Annotated in this window: 16 protein-coding genes; 10 read left to right on the top strand and 6 right to left on the bottom strand. The window is 59.0% G+C overall.

All coding sequences use genetic code 11. The annotated features are described in order from the left end of the window. Positions 1-6: 6 nt before the first annotated feature. The 3 genes from ACYQ54_RS15565 to ACYQ54_RS15555 all read right to left on the bottom strand — a co-directional run bounded on the left by ACYQ54_RS15565 (position 7) and on the right by ACYQ54_RS15555 (position 3,704). Entirely contained in the window at positions 7-1,401 is a 1,395-nt protein-coding gene (locus tag ACYQ54_RS15565) for an aspartate aminotransferase family protein (RefSeq protein WP_460083799.1), read from the bottom strand. 31 nt (positions 1,402-1,432) lie between these two features. Further along, positions 1,433-2,839 (bottom strand): glutamine synthetase family protein, encoded by a 1,407-nt coding sequence (locus ACYQ54_RS15560; RefSeq protein ID WP_460083797.1) that lies wholly within the window; start codon positions 2,837-2,839, stop codon positions 1,433-1,435. 151 nt (positions 2,840-2,990) lie between these two features. Continuing rightward, positions 2,991-3,704: a GntR family transcriptional regulator gene (locus ACYQ54_RS15555; RefSeq protein ID WP_460083796.1), complete on the bottom strand. Its 714-nt coding sequence runs from the start codon at positions 3,702-3,704 to the stop codon at positions 2,991-2,993. 164 nt (positions 3,705-3,868) lie between these two features. On the opposite strand from ACYQ54_RS15555, the gene ACYQ54_RS15550 reads away from it, so the two are divergent. From ACYQ54_RS15550 to ACYQ54_RS15520, 7 genes are all read left to right on the top strand, one after another. Further along, positions 3,869-5,257, top strand: coding sequence for a glutamine synthetase family protein (locus ACYQ54_RS15550; RefSeq protein WP_460083794.1), 1,389 nt, complete (start codon positions 3,869-3,871; stop codon positions 5,255-5,257). A 150-nt stretch (positions 5,258-5,407) separates the two neighbouring features. Continuing rightward, the gene (locus tag ACYQ54_RS15545; protein WP_460083792.1) at positions 5,408-6,502 is read left to right on the top strand and encodes a polyamine ABC transporter substrate-binding protein; all 1,095 of its coding nucleotides are present in this window, start codon (positions 5,408-5,410) and stop codon (positions 6,500-6,502) included. 77 nt (positions 6,503-6,579) lie between these two features. Continuing rightward, the gene (locus tag ACYQ54_RS15540) at positions 6,580-7,737 is read left to right on the top strand and encodes an ABC transporter ATP-binding protein (RefSeq protein WP_460083791.1); all 1,158 of its coding nucleotides are present in this window, start codon (positions 6,580-6,582) and stop codon (positions 7,735-7,737) included. Between the two features lie 9 nt (positions 7,738-7,746). Next, positions 7,747-8,676 carry an ABC transporter permease subunit gene (locus ACYQ54_RS15535; protein ID WP_460083789.1) on the top strand — a complete coding sequence of 310 codons (930 nt, stop codon included), beginning with the start codon at positions 7,747-7,749 and terminating at the stop codon, positions 8,674-8,676. Further along, positions 8,673-9,497, top strand: coding sequence for an ABC transporter permease (locus tag ACYQ54_RS15530; protein ID WP_460083787.1), 825 nt, complete (start codon positions 8,673-8,675; stop codon positions 9,495-9,497). Before ACYQ54_RS15535 ends, ACYQ54_RS15530 begins: the two co-directional genes overlap by 4 nt. A 178-nt stretch (positions 9,498-9,675) precedes the next feature. Next, positions 9,676-10,830 (top strand): GNAT family N-acetyltransferase, encoded by a 1,155-nt coding sequence (locus tag ACYQ54_RS15525; protein WP_460083785.1) that lies wholly within the window; start codon positions 9,676-9,678, stop codon positions 10,828-10,830. A gap of 377 nt (positions 10,831-11,207) precedes the next feature. Then, complete coding sequence (locus ACYQ54_RS15520; protein ID WP_460083783.1) at positions 11,208-11,972, top strand: GNAT family N-acetyltransferase; 765 nt, start codon at positions 11,208-11,210, stop codon at positions 11,970-11,972. Positions 11,973-11,984: 12 nt separating this feature from the next. On the opposite strand, the gene ACYQ54_RS15515 is transcribed toward ACYQ54_RS15520, so the two are convergent. Next, positions 11,985-12,230: a DUF6460 domain-containing protein gene (locus ACYQ54_RS15515; RefSeq protein WP_460083781.1), complete on the bottom strand. Its 246-nt coding sequence runs from the start codon at positions 12,228-12,230 to the stop codon at positions 11,985-11,987. A gap of 297 nt (positions 12,231-12,527) precedes the next feature. Between ACYQ54_RS15515 and ACYQ54_RS15510 the strand changes: the two genes are divergently transcribed. The 3 genes from ACYQ54_RS15510 to ACYQ54_RS15500 all read left to right on the top strand — a co-directional run bounded on the left by ACYQ54_RS15510 (position 12,528) and on the right by ACYQ54_RS15500 (position 16,421). Further along, positions 12,528-13,223, top strand: a complete 696-nt coding sequence (locus ACYQ54_RS15510; protein ID WP_023002182.1) for a CoA transferase subunit A — start codon at positions 12,528-12,530, stop codon at positions 13,221-13,223. A gap of 13 nt (positions 13,224-13,236) precedes the next feature. Continuing rightward, entirely contained in the window at positions 13,237-13,866 is a 630-nt protein-coding gene (locus ACYQ54_RS15505) for a CoA transferase subunit B (protein WP_460083779.1), read from the top strand. Between the two features lie 386 nt (positions 13,867-14,252). Beyond that, on the top strand, positions 14,253-16,421 hold the full coding sequence (locus ACYQ54_RS15500) for a putative bifunctional diguanylate cyclase/phosphodiesterase (protein ID WP_460083777.1): 2,169 nt from the start codon (positions 14,253-14,255) through the stop codon (positions 16,419-16,421). A 28-nt stretch (positions 16,422-16,449) separates the two neighbouring features. Here ACYQ54_RS15500 and ftsH read toward each other — a convergent pair whose 3' ends face one another. After that, positions 16,450-18,276, bottom strand: coding sequence for an ATP-dependent zinc metalloprotease FtsH (gene ftsH / locus ACYQ54_RS15495; RefSeq protein WP_460083775.1), 1,827 nt, complete (start codon positions 18,274-18,276; stop codon positions 16,450-16,452). Positions 18,277-18,382: 106 nt separating this feature from the next. Then, positions 18,383-20,071 (bottom strand): ABC transporter permease, encoded by a 1,689-nt coding sequence (locus tag ACYQ54_RS15490; RefSeq protein ID WP_460083773.1) that lies wholly within the window; start codon positions 20,069-20,071, stop codon positions 18,383-18,385. Positions 20,072-20,180: the final 109 nt, after the last annotated feature.

Genomic DNA, 20,180 nt, shown 5'->3' with positions numbered 1-20,180 from the left:
GCGCGCTTATCCCAGCCAACCGTCGCGTTTCAGCAACTGATAGGTTTCGTCGAGCGTCTTCTCGGCGGTCTTCACCAGAATGTCGGCTTCTTCATGGGTCAGGACCAGCGGCGGCGAGATGATCAGGCTGTCGCGCACAGCGCGCATGACCATTCCGTTGCCGAAGGAAATGTCACGGCAGATGGTGCCGGCGGTACCGACATCCTTGAAGGGCCGGTGCGGATTTTTCTTGTCCGGCACCAGTTCCAGTGCGCCGACAAGGCCGCTCATGCGCGCTTCGCCGATCAACGGATGGTCGCCCAGCTTCAGCCAGCGCTCCTTGAGATAGGGACCGATATCGGTCTTGACGCGCTCGACCAGGCCTTCGCGCTCGATGATGTCCAGATTGGCGAGGGCAGCCGCGGCACAGGCTGGATGACCTGAATAGGTGTAGCCGTGATAGAACTCCTCGCCCGACAGCATCAGGCCTTCGGCCACGCGGTCGGACACCATGACACCGCCCATCGGCAGGTAGCCGGACGTCAGGCCCTTGGCGATCGGCATCAGGTCCGGCTTCATGCCGTAATGGGTCGAACCGAACCACTCTCCGAGACGGCCGAAACCGCAGATCACTTCGTCGGAAACGAACAGGATGTCGCGCTCGTCGAGGATGCGGCGGATTTCCGGCCAATAGGTCTCCGGCGGAATGATGACGCCGCCCGCGCCCTGGATAGGTTCGGCGATGAAGGCCGCGACCTTGTCCTCACCGATCTCGTCGATGGCTTCTTCCAGCTTGCGGGCTGCAAAGACACCGAACTCTTCCGGGCTCATCTCATGGCCTTCACCGAACCAGTAGGGCTGGTCGATGTGATGGACACCGGGAACCGGAAGATCGCCCTGCTGGTGCATGCCCTTCATGCCGCCCAGGCTGGTGCCGGCAAGCGTGGAGCCGTGATAGCCGTTCCAGCGGCCGATGATCACCTTCTTGTCCGGTTTGCCCATCTTGTCCCAATAGGTGCGAACCATGCGGAACACAGTGTCGTTGGCCTCGGATCCGGACGAGCAATAGAACACCCTGTTGATGTGATCGGGAGCCAGTTTCGCCAGCTTCTCCGACAGGGCGATCGCAGGCGGATGGGTCGTCTTGAAGAACGTGTTGTAATAGGACAATTCGTTCATCTGCTTGTAGACGGCGTCCGCAATTTCCTTGCGGCCATGACCCACCTGAACGCACCACAGACCGGCCATGCCGTCCAGAATCCGGTTGCCCTCCGAATCCGTCAGCCAGATGCCGTCGGCATGGGTGATCACCCGGCTGCCTTCCTGGTTCAGCGACTTCATGTCGGAAAAAGGATGCCAGTGGTGAGCGGCATCGAGTTCCTGAAGAGCCTTGGTCGGATAGATGTTGGAATGGGCCGTCATTGGCGAACGCTCCGGATAGTGACAGACGGGATCAGACGTTGAGCAGCAGGTATTCCCGCTCCCAGGGGCTGATCACGGACATGAAGGTTTCAAATTCCTCGTATTTGATCGCCCGGTAGGTGGCGACGAACTGTTCGCCGAATACCTCGATCATCTCGTCGGATTTTTCGAACTTGGCCAGCGCCTCCGGCAGGCCGCGCGGCAGGGATTTCGACCGTTCCGAACAATCGTCGGATTTCGGGGAATCCGGCTTCAGTCCGTTGACCATGCCCAGATAACCGCAGGCAAGACTTGCGGCGATGGCGAGATACGGATTGACGTCGGACCCCGGAACCCGGTTTTCCAGGCGCCGTGCCTGGGCGTTGGAATAGGGTACGCGCAGGCCTACCGTGCGGTTGTCATATCCCCAATAGACATTCACCGGCGCGGTCGAGGTCTTTGAGAACCGGCGGTAGGAATTGACGAAGGGCGCCATGATGCAGGTGACCCGCGGCAGGTACCGCTGGTGACCGGCAATGAAGGATAGGAACGCCTGGGTTTCCTCGCCGTTCGCGTCGGCAAAGATGTTGAGTCCTGTTTCCTTGTCGATCACCGACTGGTGGATATGCATGGCCGAACCCGGCTGGTTCGACATCGGTTTCGACATGAAGGTGGCGTACATCTCGTGGCGCAGCGCGGCTTCGCGGATGGTACGCTTGAACAGAAAAACCTGGTCGGCCAGGGCCAGCGGCTGGCCATGACGCAGGTTGATTTCCATCTGCGCCGCGCCTTCCTCGTGGATCATCGTGTCGATCTCGAGGCCCTGCTGTTCCGACAGGTCGTAGATGTCGTCGATCAGGTCATCGAATTCATTCAACGCGGAAATCGAATAGGACTGGCGGCCGACTTCCGGCCGGCCGGAGCGCCCGCGCGGCGGTTCCAGCGGATAGTCGGGATCGGTGTTCGGACGCACAAGGTAAAATTCGATTTCCGGTGCCACGACCGGTTCCCAGCCCTTGTCCTCGTAGAGTTTGAGAACGCGCTTCAGAACGTTGCGGGGGGCGGTTTCAACCGGAGCCCCCTGGCGAGTGACCGCGTCGTGGATAAGCTGCGCCGTTGGGTCGCTTTCCCACGGCACAGTGGTCAGCGTGCTGTAGTCGGGCTTGAAATAAAGGTCGCCGTCAATCGGGTTGTGCTGAAACCAGTCGTCATCGTCCGGATAGTCGCCCGAGATCGTCTGCGCGAAGATCGAGGCAGGCATCGTCATGACCGGGCCGGAGAAGAACTTTCCCGTCGGCATCATCTTGCCGCGGGCAACACCGGCAAGGTCCGGAACGATACATTCGATGTCCTGGATGTTGCGCGCATTGAGCCATTCGCGGGCAGCATCGACATCCGGAACGCCGCGCAGGCTGTCGACCGGATTTTCGCTTTCGCTGGCAGGCGTTTCAGCAGTCACAAGAAGCTCCAATGGTTTGGCACTTTGGCCGGGGCAGGGAACGCCATTTGGACGGCAAACAGGGGTGTTATCAAGAGCCTGTCTGCGAGAGCCTGTCCCGGGTCGAAGAAATCATTTTGTGATCACAAAATGGCACGGCTTGAGAAAAGGATCAACCGCCTGATGCATCCGACAGGATTTCCTTGCCCAGGAGGCCCATTCCGTCGGCAATATCGGCCGCAATGGCAGCCCGCAGGGCCGGCCCATCCTGCTCTTCAATCGCGCGGATAGCTTCCTTGTGCCGGTCTTCCAGGCTGGCGGTGCCGACCCGGCCGTAGACAGTGCGCATGAACGGCGCGAACTGCAGCCACAAACTGTCGATCAGCGGCAGCAGAACCTTGGATCCGGAAGCCCTGTAGATGCGAAAATGAAAAGCGTGATTGAGCCGCATATAGGCCTCGGCGTCGCCGCTGGTCAGGCGCTCGTCGATGTTGTCGTCGATCGACTGAAGGTCCTTCGCATCCTGCGGCGTGAGGTGGGGCAGAGCCAATTCCGCCAGTTCCGGTTCCAGAAGGAGCCTGGCTTTCAACACTTCGTCGAAGCGGGCAGGGGTCATGTCCGGGATCTGCACCCGTCCGTTGGGCTTGACCTCGAGGGCGTTCTCCGCCGCCAGCCGTTGCAGCACTTCGCGCACCGGCATCGGGCTGACGCCCAATTCTGCCGCAAGGCCCCGGATCGTCACGGCTTTTCCGGGAATGAACCGCCCGGTCAACAACCCGGACCGGACGGCACTGTCGACCTGTCCACGGGTCGCGCCGCGCGACGTCGAAGGGCCGCTGGCCTCCTTCGCGGGGCCGGATTGCAAGGCGGATCGCCGAAGGGCCAAAGACATCCTCCCGAAAAAGTCAAACGGTCAATTTATGCGATGCCGCTTGACAGGGTTTTCCGAAAGTGATCACATTTTTGGAAAGGACGCAAACAAAAGCTGCCGCCTGCCGCATGAGTGCGGACGGCTCAGTCCAGCAAGACGCAGGGGCGTAAAAACTCTAAATGAACGAGCTTCCCCACCAGATCCTCGAGCATCCGGCGCTGCCCGGGTGGAAGACGGATTTCGAGGCCTTCATGGCCGCCCATCCCGATCTTGATACGCTCGAGGTCATTCTGCCGGATACCAACGGCGTGCTGCGCGGCAAGTGGCTGCCGGGCAAGGCTCTCGAAAAAGTTTTCGAGGGCGGTGTGGCCTTTCCCTATTCGCTTTACGGGCTGGATGTCTGGGGCCGCGAGGTCGAAGCGACCGGTATGCACCTGGAAACAGGTGACAAGGACGGCGTCTGCTGGCCGATCCCCGAAACGCTGAAGCTCGTTCCCTGGACAGACCGCAAGACCGCTCAGGTGCTGCTGTCCATGTATGACCGGGACGGAGAGCCCTTCCTGGCGGATCCGCGTCACGTTCTGGAAAACATGGTCGCCCGCCTGAAGGACGAATTCGGTGTGACCGCCACCTGCGCCTTCGAGCTCGAATTCTATCTGTTCGAGGAAAGCGACGGCGACTGGACCGAGCAGCCGAAGCCGCTGTTTTCCACCCATCTCGGCCCGGCCCGGCAAAACATGTATGCCCTGTCGGATCTGGAAGCCCTGCTGCCTGTCGTCGACGATCTGCGCCGGGCCTGCGAGGTCCAGGGGATTCCGGCCGACGCGGCGGTGTCTGAAGCCGCGCCCGGCCAGTTCGAACTCAATTTGCATCATCGCCGCAATCCGTTGCTTGCCGCTGACGACGTCGTCATGCTGCGCCGCCTCGTGGCCGGGGTTGCCCGCAAGCACGAACTCAAGGCTTCCTTCATGGCCAAACCCTACGTCGAGTGGCCCGGTAACGGCATGCATGTTCATGTGTCCATGGAAGACGAGAAAGGCAACTTGTTCGCGAATCCGGAAACCGGCGCCGACAGGCTGGGCCATGCCATCAACGGCCTTTTGAAAACCATGCCGGAAGCCCTGTTGCTGTTCATCTCGACCTTCAACGGCTTCCGCCGAATGCAGCCCGGTTCCTATGCTCCTGCCTCGATTTGCTGGGGCTACGACAACCGATCCGTGGCCTTGCGCGTTCCGGCCTCGACACCGGACGCGGCGCGCGTGGAACACCGGATCGCCGGCGCCGACGCCAACCCCTATCTTGTGCTGACCGGCATCCTTGCCGGTATGATGGAAGGCCTCAGGCTGAAGAAGGATCCGCCTGCGCCCGTGACCGGCAATGCCTACGAGAAGCGCAAGAAACGCCTGACGCCCTGGATGGACGAAGCCATTGATGCTTTTGAAGCCTCGAAGCTGATGAAACAGGCGGTCGGCAAGGAAATGCACAAGGTACTTACCGAGATCAAACGGGAGGAACTGAACGAATTTGGGCGGGAGATTTCGTCGCTTGAGCGACAGACTTATTTGTGATCGGCTGTTGCCCAAAATCGACGCTGGACAAAAACCGGCACCATAGCCAATCTGCGGGACAGACAAGACGCAAACAGCGCAAATGTCCATTTGCATTCAGGCACTAGGCCATCAAAAGGCCACAGACAAAACTCTGAGGGGAGTTCTCAAATGACGTTGAAATCCATGTTGACCGGGGTCGCCGTTCTCAGCCTGATGAGCGGTGCGGCATTCGCCCAGGACAAGGTCGTGAATGTCTACAACTGGTCGGACTATATCGACGAGACCATTCTGGAAGACTTCACCAAGGAAACCGGCATCAAGGTTGTCTACGACGTGTTCGATAGCAACGAAGTGCTGGAAACCAAGTTGCTGGCAGGCGGCACGGGCTACGACGTCGTCGTCCCGACCGGAACCTTCCTGGCCCGCCAGATCCAGGCTGGCGTCTTCTCCGAACTGGACAAGTCCAAGCTGCCGAACCTTTCCAACATGTGGAAGGACATCGAGGCACGTGTCGACAAATACGATCCGGGCAACAAGCACTCCATCAACTACATGTGGGGCACCACCGGTTTCGGCTACAATGTCGACAAGGTGAAAGCGGCCCTCGGCGACAACCCGCCGGTAGACAGCTGGGATCTCCTGTTCAAGAAGGAGAACATCGAGAAGCTGAAGGATTGCGGCGTGTTCATTCTGGACGCTCCGACCGAGCTCATCCCGGCCGCGCTCAACTATCTGGGTCTTGATCCGGACAGCAAGGATCCGGCGGAAATCGAAAAGGCAGGCGAGCTGCTGATGTCGGTTCGCCCGTATATCCAGAAGTTCCACTCTTCCGAATACATCAACGCACTCGCCAATGGCGATATCTGCCTGGCAGTCGGCTGGTCCGGCGATGTTCTGCAGGCCCGCGACCGCGCTTCCGAAGCCGGCAACGGCGTGACCGTCGAATATTCGATCCCGAAAGAAGGCGCGCTGATGTGGTTCGACCAGATGGCGATCCCGGCCGATGCTCCGCACAAGGAAGAAGCGCACGAGTTCCTCAACTACATCATGCGTCCTGAAGTCATGGCGAAGGCCTCCAACGTGGTCTACTACGCCAACGGCAACAAGGCATCGCAGGAATTCCTCAACGAGGACGTGATCGGCGATCCGGCGATCTACCCGCCCGAGGAAGCGGTGAAGAACCTCTACACCGTGACCCCCTATCCCCCGAAGGTGAACCGGGTCGTGACCCGTACCTGGACCTCGGTCAAGAGCGGACAGTAAGCGAATGCAAACGCCGGGCCCTTCCCAAGGGTCCGGCGCTTTGGTCTTGTGAAGGTCTCTTAGGGGTGGGGATTGCTTTGGCGAAGAAATCGATTGGACCGGTGCGTCGGGCCTACAGCCCATGGGATGACCCGGAAAAAGCACCGTTTATCGAATTCCGGAATGTCACCAAGAAGTTCGGTGACTTTACCGCGGTCAACAACCTGTCTCTGAAAATCTATGAGCGAGAGTTTTTCGCGCTGCTTGGTGGCTCGGGCTGTGGCAAGACCACGCTGATGCGCATGCTGGCCGGTTTCGAGACGCCGACATCGGGGCAGATCTTTCTTGATGGTCAGGACCTGGCCGGTATCCCGCCTTTCAAACGCCCGTCCAACATGATGTTCCAGTCCTACGCGCTGTTTCCGCACATGAGTGTTGAAAAGAACATCGCCTTCGGTCTGAAGCAGGACAAGTTGCCGGCATCTGAGGTCGATGCACGCGTTGCCGAAATGCTGCGGCTGACCAAGCTGGAACAATTCGCCAAACGCAGGCCGCACCAGCTCTCGGGTGGCCAGCGCCAGCGTGTCGCGCTCGCCCGCTCGCTTGCCAAGCGCCCCAAGGTACTGCTGCTGGACGAGCCGCTCGGCGCGCTTGACCGCAAGCTTCGCGAAGAAACCCAGTTCGAGCTGATGAACATTCAGGAAGAACTGAAAATGACCTTCCTGATCGTCACCCACGACCAGGAAGAGGCCATGACTGTGGCGGACCGCATCGCCGTCATGGACAAGGGCGAGCTGGTTCAGGTCGCCACACCGGCCGAAATCTACGAAACCCCCAATTCCAAGTTCGTGGCCGACTTCATCGGCGATATCAATCTGATCGAAGCCAACGTCATCGAGAAATCGGAGGCGGGAACGAAGCTGCGCTCGGTGGCGGACGATTTCTCAATCGAAAGCGACCAGGTGACCGATGCCGCGATCGGCGATCGGGTCTGGTACGCCATTCGCCCGGAAAAGGTTCGTATTGCCCAGGGGCGCCGTGAAAAGGGTGTGCCCAACCGGATCGACGGCGTGGTTTGGGATATCGCTTATCTTGGCGACATGTCCATCATCCACTCGAAGGTCGGGGGTGACGACAGCGACACGCTGCGAGCCACCTTTGCCAATGTCTCCCGCATGGTCGAGAACCCGATCACCTGGGATGACGAGGTCGTCATGTCCTTCGACCGGGATGCCGGCGTCATTCTCAAAGGGTAGGAGGAAGCGATGTCAGAGCTGCACGTTCCCGCCCAACCCAAACGGTCACTCGGCGGCTGGCTGCTGATCGCGGTGCCCTATGTCTGGTTGCTGATCTTTTTCCTGGCGCCGTTTCTGATCGTCTTCAAGATTTCCCTGTCTCAGGTGGCTGTCGCCATTCCCCCCTATGTTCCGACCTTCGACCTGGCGGAAGGCTGGAAAGGCATCTGGGAAAGCGTTTCGGAGTTCTCCTTCGAAAACTACATCTGGCTGACGGAAGACGATCTTTACTGGAAATCCTATCTGTCGTCGGTGATCATCGCAGGCATTTCAACGCTGCTGACTCTCATCATCGGCTATCCGATCGCCTACGGCATGGCGCGCAGTCCACAGTCCTTGCGTCCGACGTTGTTGATGCTGGTGATCCTGCCTTTCTGGACCAGCTTTCTGATCCGCGTCTACGCCTGGATCGGCATCCTGAAAAATGAAGGCCTGCTCAACCAGCTTCTGCTGGCGCTCGGCATCATCGACGAACCGCTGGTGATCATGAACACCAACATCGCGGTCTTTATCGGTATCGTCTATTCCTACCTGCCGTTCCTGGTGCTGCCACTTTATGCCAGCCTGGAACGGCTTGACGGCAGCCTGCTGGAAGCGGCTGAGGATCTGGGCTGTCCGCCTTGGAAGGCCTTCTGGAAAATCACCGTGCCCTTGTCGCTGCCCGGTGTCATCGCGGGATGTTTCCTGGTGTTTATTCCGGCCGTCGGTGAGTTCGTTATTCCGGATCTGCTCGGCGGGTCCAATACGCTGATGATCGGCAAGACGCTCTGGGTCGAGTTTTTCAACAACCGCGACTGGCCGGTGTCGTCGGCAGTCGCCGTGATCCTTCTGATGATCCTGGTGGTCCCGATCGTGCTCTTCCAGAACCAGCAGCAGAAAATGTCGGAGAAAGAAGGATGACGCGCGGTCCGACCTGGTTCAACATCACCTCGCTCGTGGCAGGCTTTTCGTTCCTGTATCTGCCCATCGTGCTACTGGTTATCTATTCCTTCAACGAAAGCCGGCTCGTAACCGTGTGGGGGGGCTTTTCCACCAAATGGTACGCCTCGCTGCTGCAAAACGATCAGCTGCTCGATGCTGCCTGGGTGACGCTGCGTGTTGCCTTTGCCTCGGCCACCCTGGCGACGATCATCGGCACCATTGCCGCGCTTGTTCTGGTGAGGTCCGGACGGTTCGTCGGCCGGTCGCTGTTCTCCGGCATGATCTTCGCGCCGCTGGTGATGCCGGAGGTGATCCTCGGCCTGTCGCTGCTTCTGCTGTTCGTGGCCATGGACTATACCCGCGGTTTCTGGACCGTGATGCTGGCGCACACCACCTTTGCCAGTTGTTATGTGGCCGTCGTGGTCCAGTCGCGTCTGGTCGGCTTCGACAAGTCCATCGAGGAAGCTGCCGAAGACCTCGGCTGCCCGCCGGTCAAGACCTTCTTCCTGATCACGCTGCCGATCATCCTGCCCGGTGTCATCGCCGGATGGATGCTGGCCTTCACATTGTCGCTGGACGACCTGGTGATCGCCAGCTTCACCACGGGGCCGGGTGCCACGACGTTGCCGATGAAGATCTACTCCCAGGTCCGGCTTGGCGTAACACCGGAAATCAATGCGGTCTGCACCATTCTCGTTGTTCTGGTCACCATGGGTGTGATTGCCGCCTCCATAGCGACCAAACGGCAACAGGTGCAAAAAGAGCGCGACGAACGGGCCGCTTTTGGCGCGGAAGGCTGATTACCTGATCCGGGGCAGCCGTCAGCCTACTGACTGGCCGTGATCTGAAGGCACTCGAAACCGGGTGCCGTAATCTGGGCAATACCGATTTTTTAACAAAACCATGCACATTTAACAGTCGGGGCTATGCACGTATAAGTGTAGCCTGACAGGCAAGTTCAATGGGGTTTCGCGATCAATGGCATGGCATGAAACAGAGCATTTGCTGGCTCTGGATGGCACGGCCGTATCCCAAATAAAAGTTCGTCAATTCGAAGCGCCCACGCTTTCGGAAATGCACCGGCTTTGGGCGTCGCTGAAAGGCGGCGCAGTGTCGACGCCGTTTCAGACCCCGGAGTTTCTGTCGGCTTTTCAGGACACCCAGACAAAGGTCGGGGAACGTAATCTGTCCGTAGCTGTCTTTGCCGAAGCCGGTGAACAGCAGACCCCGTGCATGCTTCTGCCACTTGTTAAGTACCGTCGCGGCCCGATCAGGGTTGTCGGCATGCCTGACTACGGACTGGCGGACCAGAACGGTCCGGTCATCGGTGCCGCCTGTCAGGCGACAAGAGACTTCCGAGTCGAAATGATCCGCGCGTTCCTGGGACGCATCGACGATGCAGACATCGTTGATTTTCAAAAGCTGCACGGCCGCATCGATACATTGGAAAACCCGCTTTGGTATCTGCCAGAGGCATTTGTCCAAAACAGTTCGCTGCAACTGGACCTTCGCGAAGTGGGCAGCTCCGGCAACCGGTGCGGCAAATCGATCTACAAGAAAACCAGATCGAAATTTCGCAAGCTTGTCGACGCGGGTGTCACCCTGGTCGAGGCCACAACGCCTGAAGAGCGCGTGCACCTGTTCAGAACCCTTGCCGCTCAACGCAGTGAGCGCTTCCGCCAGCTCGGCCGGGAGGACAGCCTGGAGCGGGAAGACCGCTCATCGTTCTACTCCCGTCTGGCAGCGATGGAGGCAGCGGAAACACCCTACAAGGCTTTTGCGCTGAAGCGGGGCGACGAGACTGTTGCAGCCATGGTGCTGATGATGTCGGGTTCCCAGGCAACGGCTGTTCTGGTGTCTATCGGGGATCCTCGATGGCACGCCTATTCGCCGGGAATGGTGTTGTTCGCCAAGGCGATTGAACGGTCATACGAAGCCGGTGTGCGCTGGTTCAGCTTTGGAACCGGCCAGCAGGAATACAAGCAAAGATTTGGCGGCCAGGAACAGCCATCCCGTCGTCTGCTCCTGCCTCTCAGTACGCGCGGAAGGCTGTTCGTGGGGGCGCGCGAGGCGCATCGGGCCGCACAGGACATGCTGCAGATCGCGCTTCGCAGGAATGGTGTGGAGGTGTGACCGACATGTCAGTCATGGCTGGAGGAAAAACCGGGCCTGCATATCCGGCAAGCAACAGGACCAATATCGTCTGGCATGAGAAACCCGGTGGAGATGTCCTGGCATCGCTTTGGTCTTCTCTTTCAGACGGTGTCGTGTGTTCGTCGTTTCAGACGAAGGAGTTCGTCGACTGTTTTTTTCGCGAACTTGCACCGGCCACTTGCGAGACCTTCGGAGTGCTTGCGGCATATTGGCAGGATAATCCTGCGCCCTGCGCGCTCTTACCATTGATACGATATCGAAAGGGACCGGTTCGTATTGCATCGAGCCCGGATCTGGGAGTAGCTGACCAGAACGCACCTGTCCTCAGCCGGGCATTTGCAAACGAAGACAGTGCAGTGGTGCAGGCGGTTGCGTTCGATATGATCGGGGCAATTTCGGGTGCGGACGTTCTTGACATCAGGAAACTGCATGCGTCGATGGGGGATACGTCCAACCCTCTTTTCTGGCATCCGGGAGCAACCGGGGAAAGCAGTACATTGTTTCTGGACGCCGACGCTCTTGCTGCTTCGGGAACCGGCGCGCAGAAAGGGGTTTACAAGAAGTCCAGAGCAAGCTTTCGCAAAATCGAGAAGGAAGGTGTGCGACTGGTCGAGGCCGCAAGTGCGGGCGAGCGGTTGGAAATCCTCGAAACCTTGATGGTGCACCGGGAGCAGCGTTTCAATTCCCTTGGGCGCAGGAACACCTTGAAGCAGGACAATCGGGAGAATTTCTATCGGGCTTTGGCGGCCCAACCGGGCAGGGACAATCCACTCAAGGTTCTGGCACTCAAGACCGACACCAGCATTGTTGCCGCTGTTGCCATGTTGGTGAACGAAGGACATTTGAACGGCATTTTGATCTCGATCGGGGCGGAACAGTGGCACCGGTATTCGCCTGGCATGGTCATGCTCGTCCAGTCGCTATACTGGGCACGGGACAACAATATGAAGATCTATAATTTCGGGGCCGGTTTGCAGGCCTACAAAAGCAGGTTCGGCGCAACCGAACAGCCAACACGACGCCTGCTCCTGCCGCTGAATGCAAAAGGATGGGCGGCCATCACCGCAGTAAAAGCCAGACAGCACGCAAAAGAGATGTTGAAGGCCTTCAAGGCAGACTAGGGTGTGGAACGCTTATCCCGCCCGCGGTGGACGGACCAGGTAGATCAGCAGCCAGATAGGGACGACGATGAAGGCGCCCAGGATCATGTTGGGAATAGCCCAGTCCCGAAACTCCAGCAGATAGATCCAGAGTTCCAGCGGGCTCATGCCAACTGAGCCCAGAATGTCCTGTGCCGTGATGTTCACGAAAGAAAGACCCGCCCCGACAAGCAGCGAGATGACCGCGATCTTGAAGAATGTCGACAGAAACGGGAACACAGTACGTGATGTCTTTCAGTAGGCTCAGGGTATCGGGTACCGCAAGGAGAGCGAATATGCCCGGCGGTCAATGCTCAATTCTTGCCATTAAGAATTTACAAACCATAAACAACTTGCCGAAAACCGCCAAAACCCGCGCCGCGGCGGTAGCGCAGCACCCGGTATCGTGGGGCAAGTCGATTAAGTGACGAGTCATTCATGTTTTTCGCTGCAACGCGGGAAAGAGCTCTTGACCCGGTCGAACCAAGCGGCGAATGTGCGCCTCACGCATGTAGCGGTCTTAAACGGGAGTGAAACATGAACAAAATTTATCCGGACGCAAAGGCCGCCCTCGAGGGGCTGACCTTTGACGGCATGACGGTGATGGCCGGCGGGTTCGGCCTCTGCGGCATTCCGGAAAATCTGATCGTGGCGCTCCGGGATTCCGGAGCCAAGGACATCACCGCCATTTCCAACAATGCCGGTGTCGATGACTTTGGCCTCGGTCTTCTGCTGCAGACACGCCAGATCAAGAAGATGGTTTCGTCCTACGTCGGTGAAAACGCGACCTTCGAAAAGCAGTATCTGAACGGTGAACTCGAGCTGGAGTTCAACCCGCAAGGCACGCTGGCCGAGCGCATCCGGGCAGGCGGCGCAGGCATTCCGGGCTTCTACACCAAGACCGGCGTCGGCACGCTGATTGCCGAAGGCAAGGAGCACAAGGACTTCAACGGCGAGACCTACATCATGGAAACTGGCCTCGTGGCCGATGTGTCGCTGGTCAAGGCCTGGAAGGCCGACAAGGAAGGCAACCTGATCTACCGCAAGACCGCGCGCAACTTCAATCCGATGATGGCAACCGCCGGCAAGACCTGTGTCGTGGAAGTCGAGGAGATTGTCGAGATCGGTGAACTCGACCCGGACAACATCCACACCGCCGGCATCTTCGTCGACCGCATCATCGTCGGCAGCCACGAAAAACGCATCGAAAAGCGCACCACGCGCGCAGCCTGAGGGAGATAACATCATGGCATGGACTCGTGATGACATGGCAAAGCGTGCCGCGCAGGAACTGGAAGACGGCTTCTATGTAAACCTGGGCATCGGCATTCCGACCCTTGTATCCAACTATATTCCGGACGGTGTCCACGTGACCCTGCAGTCGGAAAACGGCATGCTCGGCATGGGCCCGTTCCCGACCGATGACGAGGTCGACGCCGACCTGATCAACGCCGGCAAGCAGACCATCACCGAACTGCCGCAGACCAGCTATTTCTCGTCTGCCGACAGCTTCGGCATGATCCGCGGCGGCCATATCGACCTGTCGATCCTTGGCGCCATGGAAGTGTCCGAAGACGGCGATCTCGCCAACTGGATGATTCCGGGCAAGATGGTCAAGGGCATGGGTGGTGCGATGGATCTCGTTGCAGGCGTCAAGCGCGTGGTGGTGATCATGGATCACACCTCGAAGGCCGGCGATCCCAAGCTGCTGAAAGAATGCTCGCTGCCGCTCACTGGTGTAAAATGCGTTGACCGCGTGATCACCAATTTCGGGGTCTTCGACGTCGTCGATGGCGGCCTGAAGGTGGTTGAACTCGCTGACGGCGTCACGCTGGACGAAGTCAAGGAAAAGACCCAGGCGACGCTCCTGTCCTAAGGCGGGTGCGCACTTCGGCGACGTTTCAAGCAAAGGTGTCTGCGGTCTCGCAGACACCTTTTTTGATGCCGGTCCACCCAGGCCCGGCGATCTTTTTCAAAGAAAATAAATTATGTGAATGGGTCGTAGGCTCAATATGTCCCGAATTGGAACCAATTCGTAGAATTACCAAGGAAATATCCAAATTCGTTAATAGTTTGAATTGCGATTAACCCGCATAAATCTAGCATAGATAACTCGTTGTCCTTTAAAAGCCGGGAAAGACGATTTCCTGGCTAAAAAACAGATCAGTGTTTACGCGTTTTGACGACTGGCGTTTACCTTCTTCAATCCACCTTCAAGACTTGCTGTGTATGGTTTCCAGGTATTCGCAAGGGGTGTTTGGCGTGCCTGGAACGCATGGGGCTGTCTCAAAGCTGATTAAAGTCCTGTCGACCTGGCTTCCCAGCCTGCGCACGCGGTTCGTGTTGCTGGTGGCCGGCCTGTTTCTGGCACTCTCGGTCGTTATGATCATGGTAGCGAGCTATCTCGATCTGCGTGACGAAGAGCAGCGGGTGGTCTCGGACGCGCGGGCTATCGGGGCGACGGTCAGCCGTCTGGCCGTGCCGCATCTGACCAACCACCACTACCTGATCCTCGAGCAGGAACTGGAAAGCATCGCCGGCAGCGGTGTCGTCGAACTGGCTCAGGTTCACGATCCGGCCCGGGCGGTCACAATCGACAGCGATCCGGTCACCAGCTATTTCGACGAATTGGACCAGCATCCGCTGATCAAGCTGTCTCTGGAAACCGGCCTGGACCAGATCCGTCAGACGAAAGACAGGATCGAAATCGCCTTGCCCGTGCGCGAGACGGCGGACAGCCCGGTTCTCGGGGTCGCGCTTGTGTCGGTCAAGCGGCTTCAGGCCAATGGCATGCTGTTCGCCATCTGGGGCCGGAACATCGTCATCACCCTGGTGCTGCTGATATTTTGTATTCCGGTGACGTTTCACTTTGCGGAAAACTTCGTCCGGCCGATCAAGGCTCTAACCCAAACCGCTCACACGGTGAGCGCTGGCAATTTCGACGCGCCTTTCCCTGTCGAACGAACCGATGAAATCGGTGTTCTCGCCCGCGCCTATCGCGATATGGTCGGGACCATACGCAACAACATGGCCCGCATTCATGAGCTGGCCTATGTCGACCCGGTAACACGCCTGCCGAACCGGGAGTGTTTCCGCCAGCACTTCAATTCCAACATGCAGAACAGCGATGGCACGCGGCAACGCATGTCTGTTCTCTTTATCGATCTCGACCGTTTCAAGCGGGTGAATGACAGCTACGGACACGATCATGGCGACGCCCTGTTAAAGGAAGTGGCGGCGCGGCTGCAGCGTCTGTTGAACAGGTCTGACAACGTGGCGGCAGGTAACGCAACTTTTCCGCCACTTGTCGCCAGGCTTGGCGGCGATGAGTTCGCCATCATTATGCCGGCCGAAAAGCCCATGTCCAACGTCTACACGCTCGCAGACCAGCTGGTGCAATGTGTCGAACAGCCCCTGGAAATTAACGGTCTGACCATGGCCGTCGGAGCCAGCATCGGCGTCTCGACCTATCCCGAAGACGGCGAAGATTACACAGCGATCCTGAAGAACGCGGACATTGCCATGTACGCGGCCAAGCGGACCGGCGGCAACCGGGCTTGCTTCTTCAACGAGATCGAAGGCGACTCGCGGTCTCATGAACGTATCCGCCTGGAAGCGGAACTGAAACGGGCTCTTCTGACAGACGAGATCACCATCGCTTTCCAGCCAAAGATCGGTTGTGCCTCGATGAAGGTTGTTGGTGCCGAAGTGCTCGCCCGCTGGGACCATCCGGAGCGGGGCCTGCTGGCGCCGGGCTGTTTTATCGACGTTGCCGAGGAAAGTGACCTGATAACGCGCCTGGGTGACCGGGTTCTGGAGCTTGCCTGCCGCCAGGGGCGTGTCTGGCTCGAACAGGGTCAGCGTTTACCGCTGGCGGTCAATGTGTCTATCCGCCAACTTGAAAAGCCGGGGTTCACGGCTCGTGTGCTCGACATTCTGGAGGTGACCGGCTTTCCGGCTGAGCTGTTGCAGCTTGAGGTGACGGAGACGGTTGCCATGGGGGATCCGGAGCGGATTTCGGAGGCGGCCAAGCCGCTTCTGGAAGCCGGCATCACCTTTGCCATCGATGATTTCGGAACCGGCTATTCCAGCCTGGCGCATTTGCAGCGACTGCCGTTCAATACCTTCAAGATCGACCGCAGTTTCATCAGCGGCCTTGCCGCGGACCATCACAGCCGCTCGATCGTCCAGACCATTCTGGCGATGGCCAAGAGCCTCAGCTACGAAGTTGTCGCCGAGGGCGTTGAAACGGAAGAACAGCACGTTTTCCTGGCGGAGAACGGCTGTACGACCGCGCAAGGCTTCCTCTTTGCACGGCCGATGCCGGCAGAGCATTTCGAAGCCTGGTCAAAAGCGTTCCTGCAGGATGGGTCTCAAAGATTCCCTAGCGTCATGCAGCTGGTGGAAAGCGGCCGCATAGTCGCCGCCTGAGGCTGCAAGGCAGCAAATCGCGCCAGTCTTATTCCGCGGCCTCGGTCTTCCGGCGCTCGGCAATGGGTCGGATCGCGGGGAAATCCTGGTCGGTCAGCGTTTCCTTCGCAAGCAGCATGGCCGCGCCCTCGTCGAGTTCACCGCGATGGCTTTTCAGGAGGTCCTTGGCGCGCTGGAACGCAGCTTCCACCCGTTGCTTGATCGCAAGGTCGATCTCCCGCTGGGTCTGTTCGGATACCTCAGCAACGTCTCCGGCAGGCTGGCCGAGAAAATTCTGACGTTGGGTGGAATAGGCGCGATTGCCCAGGTCCGGATCCATGCCGTAGCGCATGACCATGTCACGGGCAACTTCGGTCACCTTTTGCAGGTCATCGGAAGCTCCTGTGGAGATCTCGTTGAAGACGACGTCTTCTGCTGCCCGGCCTCCCATCAGAACGGTCATGCGGTTTTCCAGATCTTGTTCGGATAACAGGAAACGATCCTCGGTCGGACGTTGCATCGTGTAACCAAGTGCGCCGATGCCGCGCGGGATGATCGAGATCTTGTGCACCGGATCGCAGCCTTCCAGATTGGCCGCAACCAGGGCATGGCCCATTTCGTGGAAGGCAACGGTCCTGCGTTCCTTGTCGGACAGGATCCGGCTACGCTTTTCCAGTCCCGCGATGACCCGCTCGACCGCCTCGTTGAAGTCCTGCAGCGTGACGGCATCTCCCTGTCGCCGGGTTGCCAGCAGGGCGGCCTCGTTAACAAGTGTCGCGAGGTCGGCGCCGGAAAAACCGGCAGTCAGCTGGGCCACCTGGTCGAGGTCGATCTCTGCCGCCAGCTTGATCTTCTTCACATGGACGTCGAGGATCGCCCGCCGGCCGATCTTGTCCGGACGGTCGACCAGCACCTGGCGGTCGAAACGTCCGGCGCGCAACAGGGCCGGGTCCAGGATCTCCGGCCGGTTGGTCGCCGCCAGCAGGATGATGCCGCTGGACGGATCGAAGCCGTCGAGTTCGGTCAGGAGCTGGTTGAGGGTCTGTTCCTTCTCGTCGTTGCTGCCCATGGGGCCAGCCGCACGCGCCCGGCCGAGAGCGTCCAGCTCGTCGATGAAGATGATGGCCGGTGCGGCCTTGCGGGCCTGTTCGAAGAGATCGCGCACACGCGCCGCGCCGACACCGACGAACATTTCCACGAATTCGGAGCCGGAGATCGAAAAAAACGGCACGCCGGCTTCACCGGCCACGGCGCGGGCCAGCAGTGTCTTGCCTGTGCCAGGAGGGCCAACCAGAAGGATGCCCTTGGGCACATGCGCGCCCAGACGGCCATAGGAAGCCGGTTCCTTCAGGAAGTCGACGATCTCCTTCAGTTCCCGCTTGGCTTCATCCACCCCGGCGACATTCTGAAAAGTGACTTTCACATCCTTTTCGACAAACACCTTCGCCTTGGATTTGCCGACCGTCATCATGCCGCCGAGGCCCTGTTTCTCGGCGAAGCGGCGGATAAAGAACATCCACAAGCCGAACAGAAGCAGGACCGGCAGAACCCACGAAAGGATGTCTCGAATGAAGGTGTTCTGAACGACACCGGTATATTTGACGTCATACTTGCTGAGTTCGTCGGCAAGGGGGATCTCGACACGTGTGGTGACGAAATACTGCTTGCCGTCCTTGAGTTCCGCCTTGAACTTGCCTTCGATGAAGTTCTCCTTGACGGCGATCTCCTCGATCTTGCCGTCCTTGAGATACTGCTCGAACTGGCTGTAGGGGATCTGCTCGACGGTTCGGTAAGTGGCCCACCAGCTTTGGAACATCAGCACCAGCATCATGGCGATGAAGGCGTACCAAAGATTTATCTGGTGTTTCTTTTCCATCGAGGAATCGTCCCGGCAAATATCTGAACTATGCCGCCATTGACGCGGTTCACCGGGAGGCTGTCAAGGCGCGAAGCGGGGCGCGAGACGGCATGGCAGCCCCGGCTCAGATGACTGGCTCCAGTTGCCGCTTGGAGGTTTGCGTGCGGAAAGACGAGGCGCTGGAACGAGCAAGGTAGATGACGGGGATCAGGCCGACGAGAACGATCGCCAGCGAGGGCAGGGCGGCTTCGCCGAAGGCTTCGCGCGATGCGGCTTCAAACACGGTCGTCGCCAGTGTCTCGAAGTTGAACGGGCGCAGCAGCACTGTTGCGGGCAGCTCCTTCATGCAATCGACGAAGCTGAGCAGGGCTGCGGACAGAAGCACGGGCTTCAGGATAGGCAAGTGAATCTGTGTCAGGGTTTGCCCGGTGTTGCGACCGAGCGTTCGGGCGGCCATGTCGAGATGCGGTGTGATCCGGCCGAAGCCGCCTTCCACCTGGCCATAGGAGACCGCGAGGAAGCGGACCACATAGGCGAACACAAGACCGGTGCCGCTGCCCAGCAGCAAAAGCCCGGTATTGATGCCGAACCAGGCTTCCATGCGGGCATCCAGAAAATTGTCGAAGCCGGCCAGCGGAACCAGAATGCCGATGGCCAGAACGGTGCCCGGAATGGCATAGCCGATGGAGGCAAGCCGGACGGCAACTTTCAGCGGGCCTCTGGGATTCAGGCGCAGGGCATATGCCAGGGCAACGGAAATGAGCACTGTGATCAGCGCTGCAACGGCAGCAAGGCTCAGACTGTTCCAGACGGCTTCCAGAAAACCGCTGTCCCAAAAGCCATCCAGCCGCCGGCTGGCAAGGTCTGCAAGCAACAGGCCGGGCACAACGAAGCCGACAAAGACAGGTGTGAGGCACAGCAGCAACGCCAGCATGGACTGCCAGCGGCCCAGTTCGAAGCGCGTCGGCGGCCGGTGCTTGGCGCCTCCTCCGCTGTCGAAACGCTGTTTGCGCCGTCCGAACCGCTCCAGCCACAGCAGCAGGAACACCATGACCAGCATGGCCAGTGCCAACTGGGCGGCACCCCCAAGGCTCGAGCGGTGCAGCCAGGTGTCATAAACGGAGAAGGTCAGCGTCTTTACACCGAAGAACGTCACGGCACCGATATCGTTGAGGCATTCCATCAGGGCGAGCGAAATGCCAATGACGATCGCTGGTCTTGCAAGGGGCAGGGCAACACGGAAGAAAAGCCCGTAGGGCGAAGCGCCAAGCGTGCGCGAGACATCCAGCGTCGAGGCGGACTGGATGAGGAAGCTGGCGCGGGTCGTCAGGTAGACATAAGGGTAGAGCACCGCCCCCATGACGAATATGGCGCCGCCCAGCGAGCGAATTTCGGGAAACCAATAGTCTCTGGACGTCTTGAAGCCGAATAGCGTCCGGATCAGGCTCTGGACCGGACCGGTATAATCGAGCACTTCGACATAGGCGAAGGCGACAATATAGGTCGGCACGGCCAGAGGTACGAGAAGGGCCCAGTCGAGAATCTTCCTTCCCGGGAAATTGCACATCGTTACCAGCCAGGCGGTGGCAACGCCGGTAATGCCGGTGGTCAGGCCGACGCCGAGCATCAGCAACACGGTGGTTTTCAGGGAGCCCGGCAGAACCGTCGTCAGAAGGTGTCCCCAGACCTCACCCGTCGGCGTCAACGCAATCCACACAATTGCTGCCAATGGCAACAGTACCAGCGTGGCAATCGTCAGTGATGAAAATTGCCAGAAACGGTCTGCAAGAGTGAGGGATGGCGTGCGCAGCAAGGCCTGTCATTTCTTTGAGAATGGTTCGCAGGAAGCTCTATAGGCAAAACCCGGAAAATGCAAAAGCCAAGAGATACCGAGGCGTGACCTGAATTTTTGCGGTGGTTTT

This window comes from Roseibium sp. LAB1, from assembly GCF_054658235.1.
This window is presented reverse-complemented; position numbering and strand designations above follow the sequence as displayed.

Bases quoted from the DNA above. Each gene is read 5' to 3' on its own strand.
- ACYQ54_RS15565 (WP_460083799.1), bottom strand. From the start codon at position 1,401: ATGACGGCCCATTCCAACATCTATCCGACCAAGGCTCTTCAGGAACTC.
- ACYQ54_RS15550 (WP_460083794.1), top strand. From the start codon at position 3,869: ATGAACGAGCTTCCCCACCAGATCCTCGAGCATCCGGCGCTGCCCGGG.
- ACYQ54_RS15545 (WP_460083792.1), top strand. From the start codon at position 5,408: ATGACGTTGAAATCCATGTTGACCGGGGTCGCCGTTCTCAGCCTGATG.
- ACYQ54_RS15535 (WP_460083789.1), top strand. From the start codon at position 7,747: ATGTCAGAGCTGCACGTTCCCGCCCAACCCAAACGGTCACTCGGCGGC.
- ACYQ54_RS15530 (WP_460083787.1), top strand. From the start codon at position 8,673: ATGACGCGCGGTCCGACCTGGTTCAACATCACCTCGCTCGTGGCAGGC.
- ACYQ54_RS15525 (WP_460083785.1), top strand. From the start codon at position 9,676: ATGGCATGGCATGAAACAGAGCATTTGCTGGCTCTGGATGGCACGGCC.
- ACYQ54_RS15510 (WP_023002182.1), top strand. From the start codon at position 12,528: ATGAACAAAATTTATCCGGACGCAAAGGCCGCCCTCGAGGGGCTGACC.
- ACYQ54_RS15505 (WP_460083779.1), top strand. From the start codon at position 13,237: ATGGCATGGACTCGTGATGACATGGCAAAGCGTGCCGCGCAGGAACTG.
- ftsH (WP_460083775.1), bottom strand. From the start codon at position 18,276: ATGGAAAAGAAACACCAGATAAATCTTTGGTACGCCTTCATCGCCATG.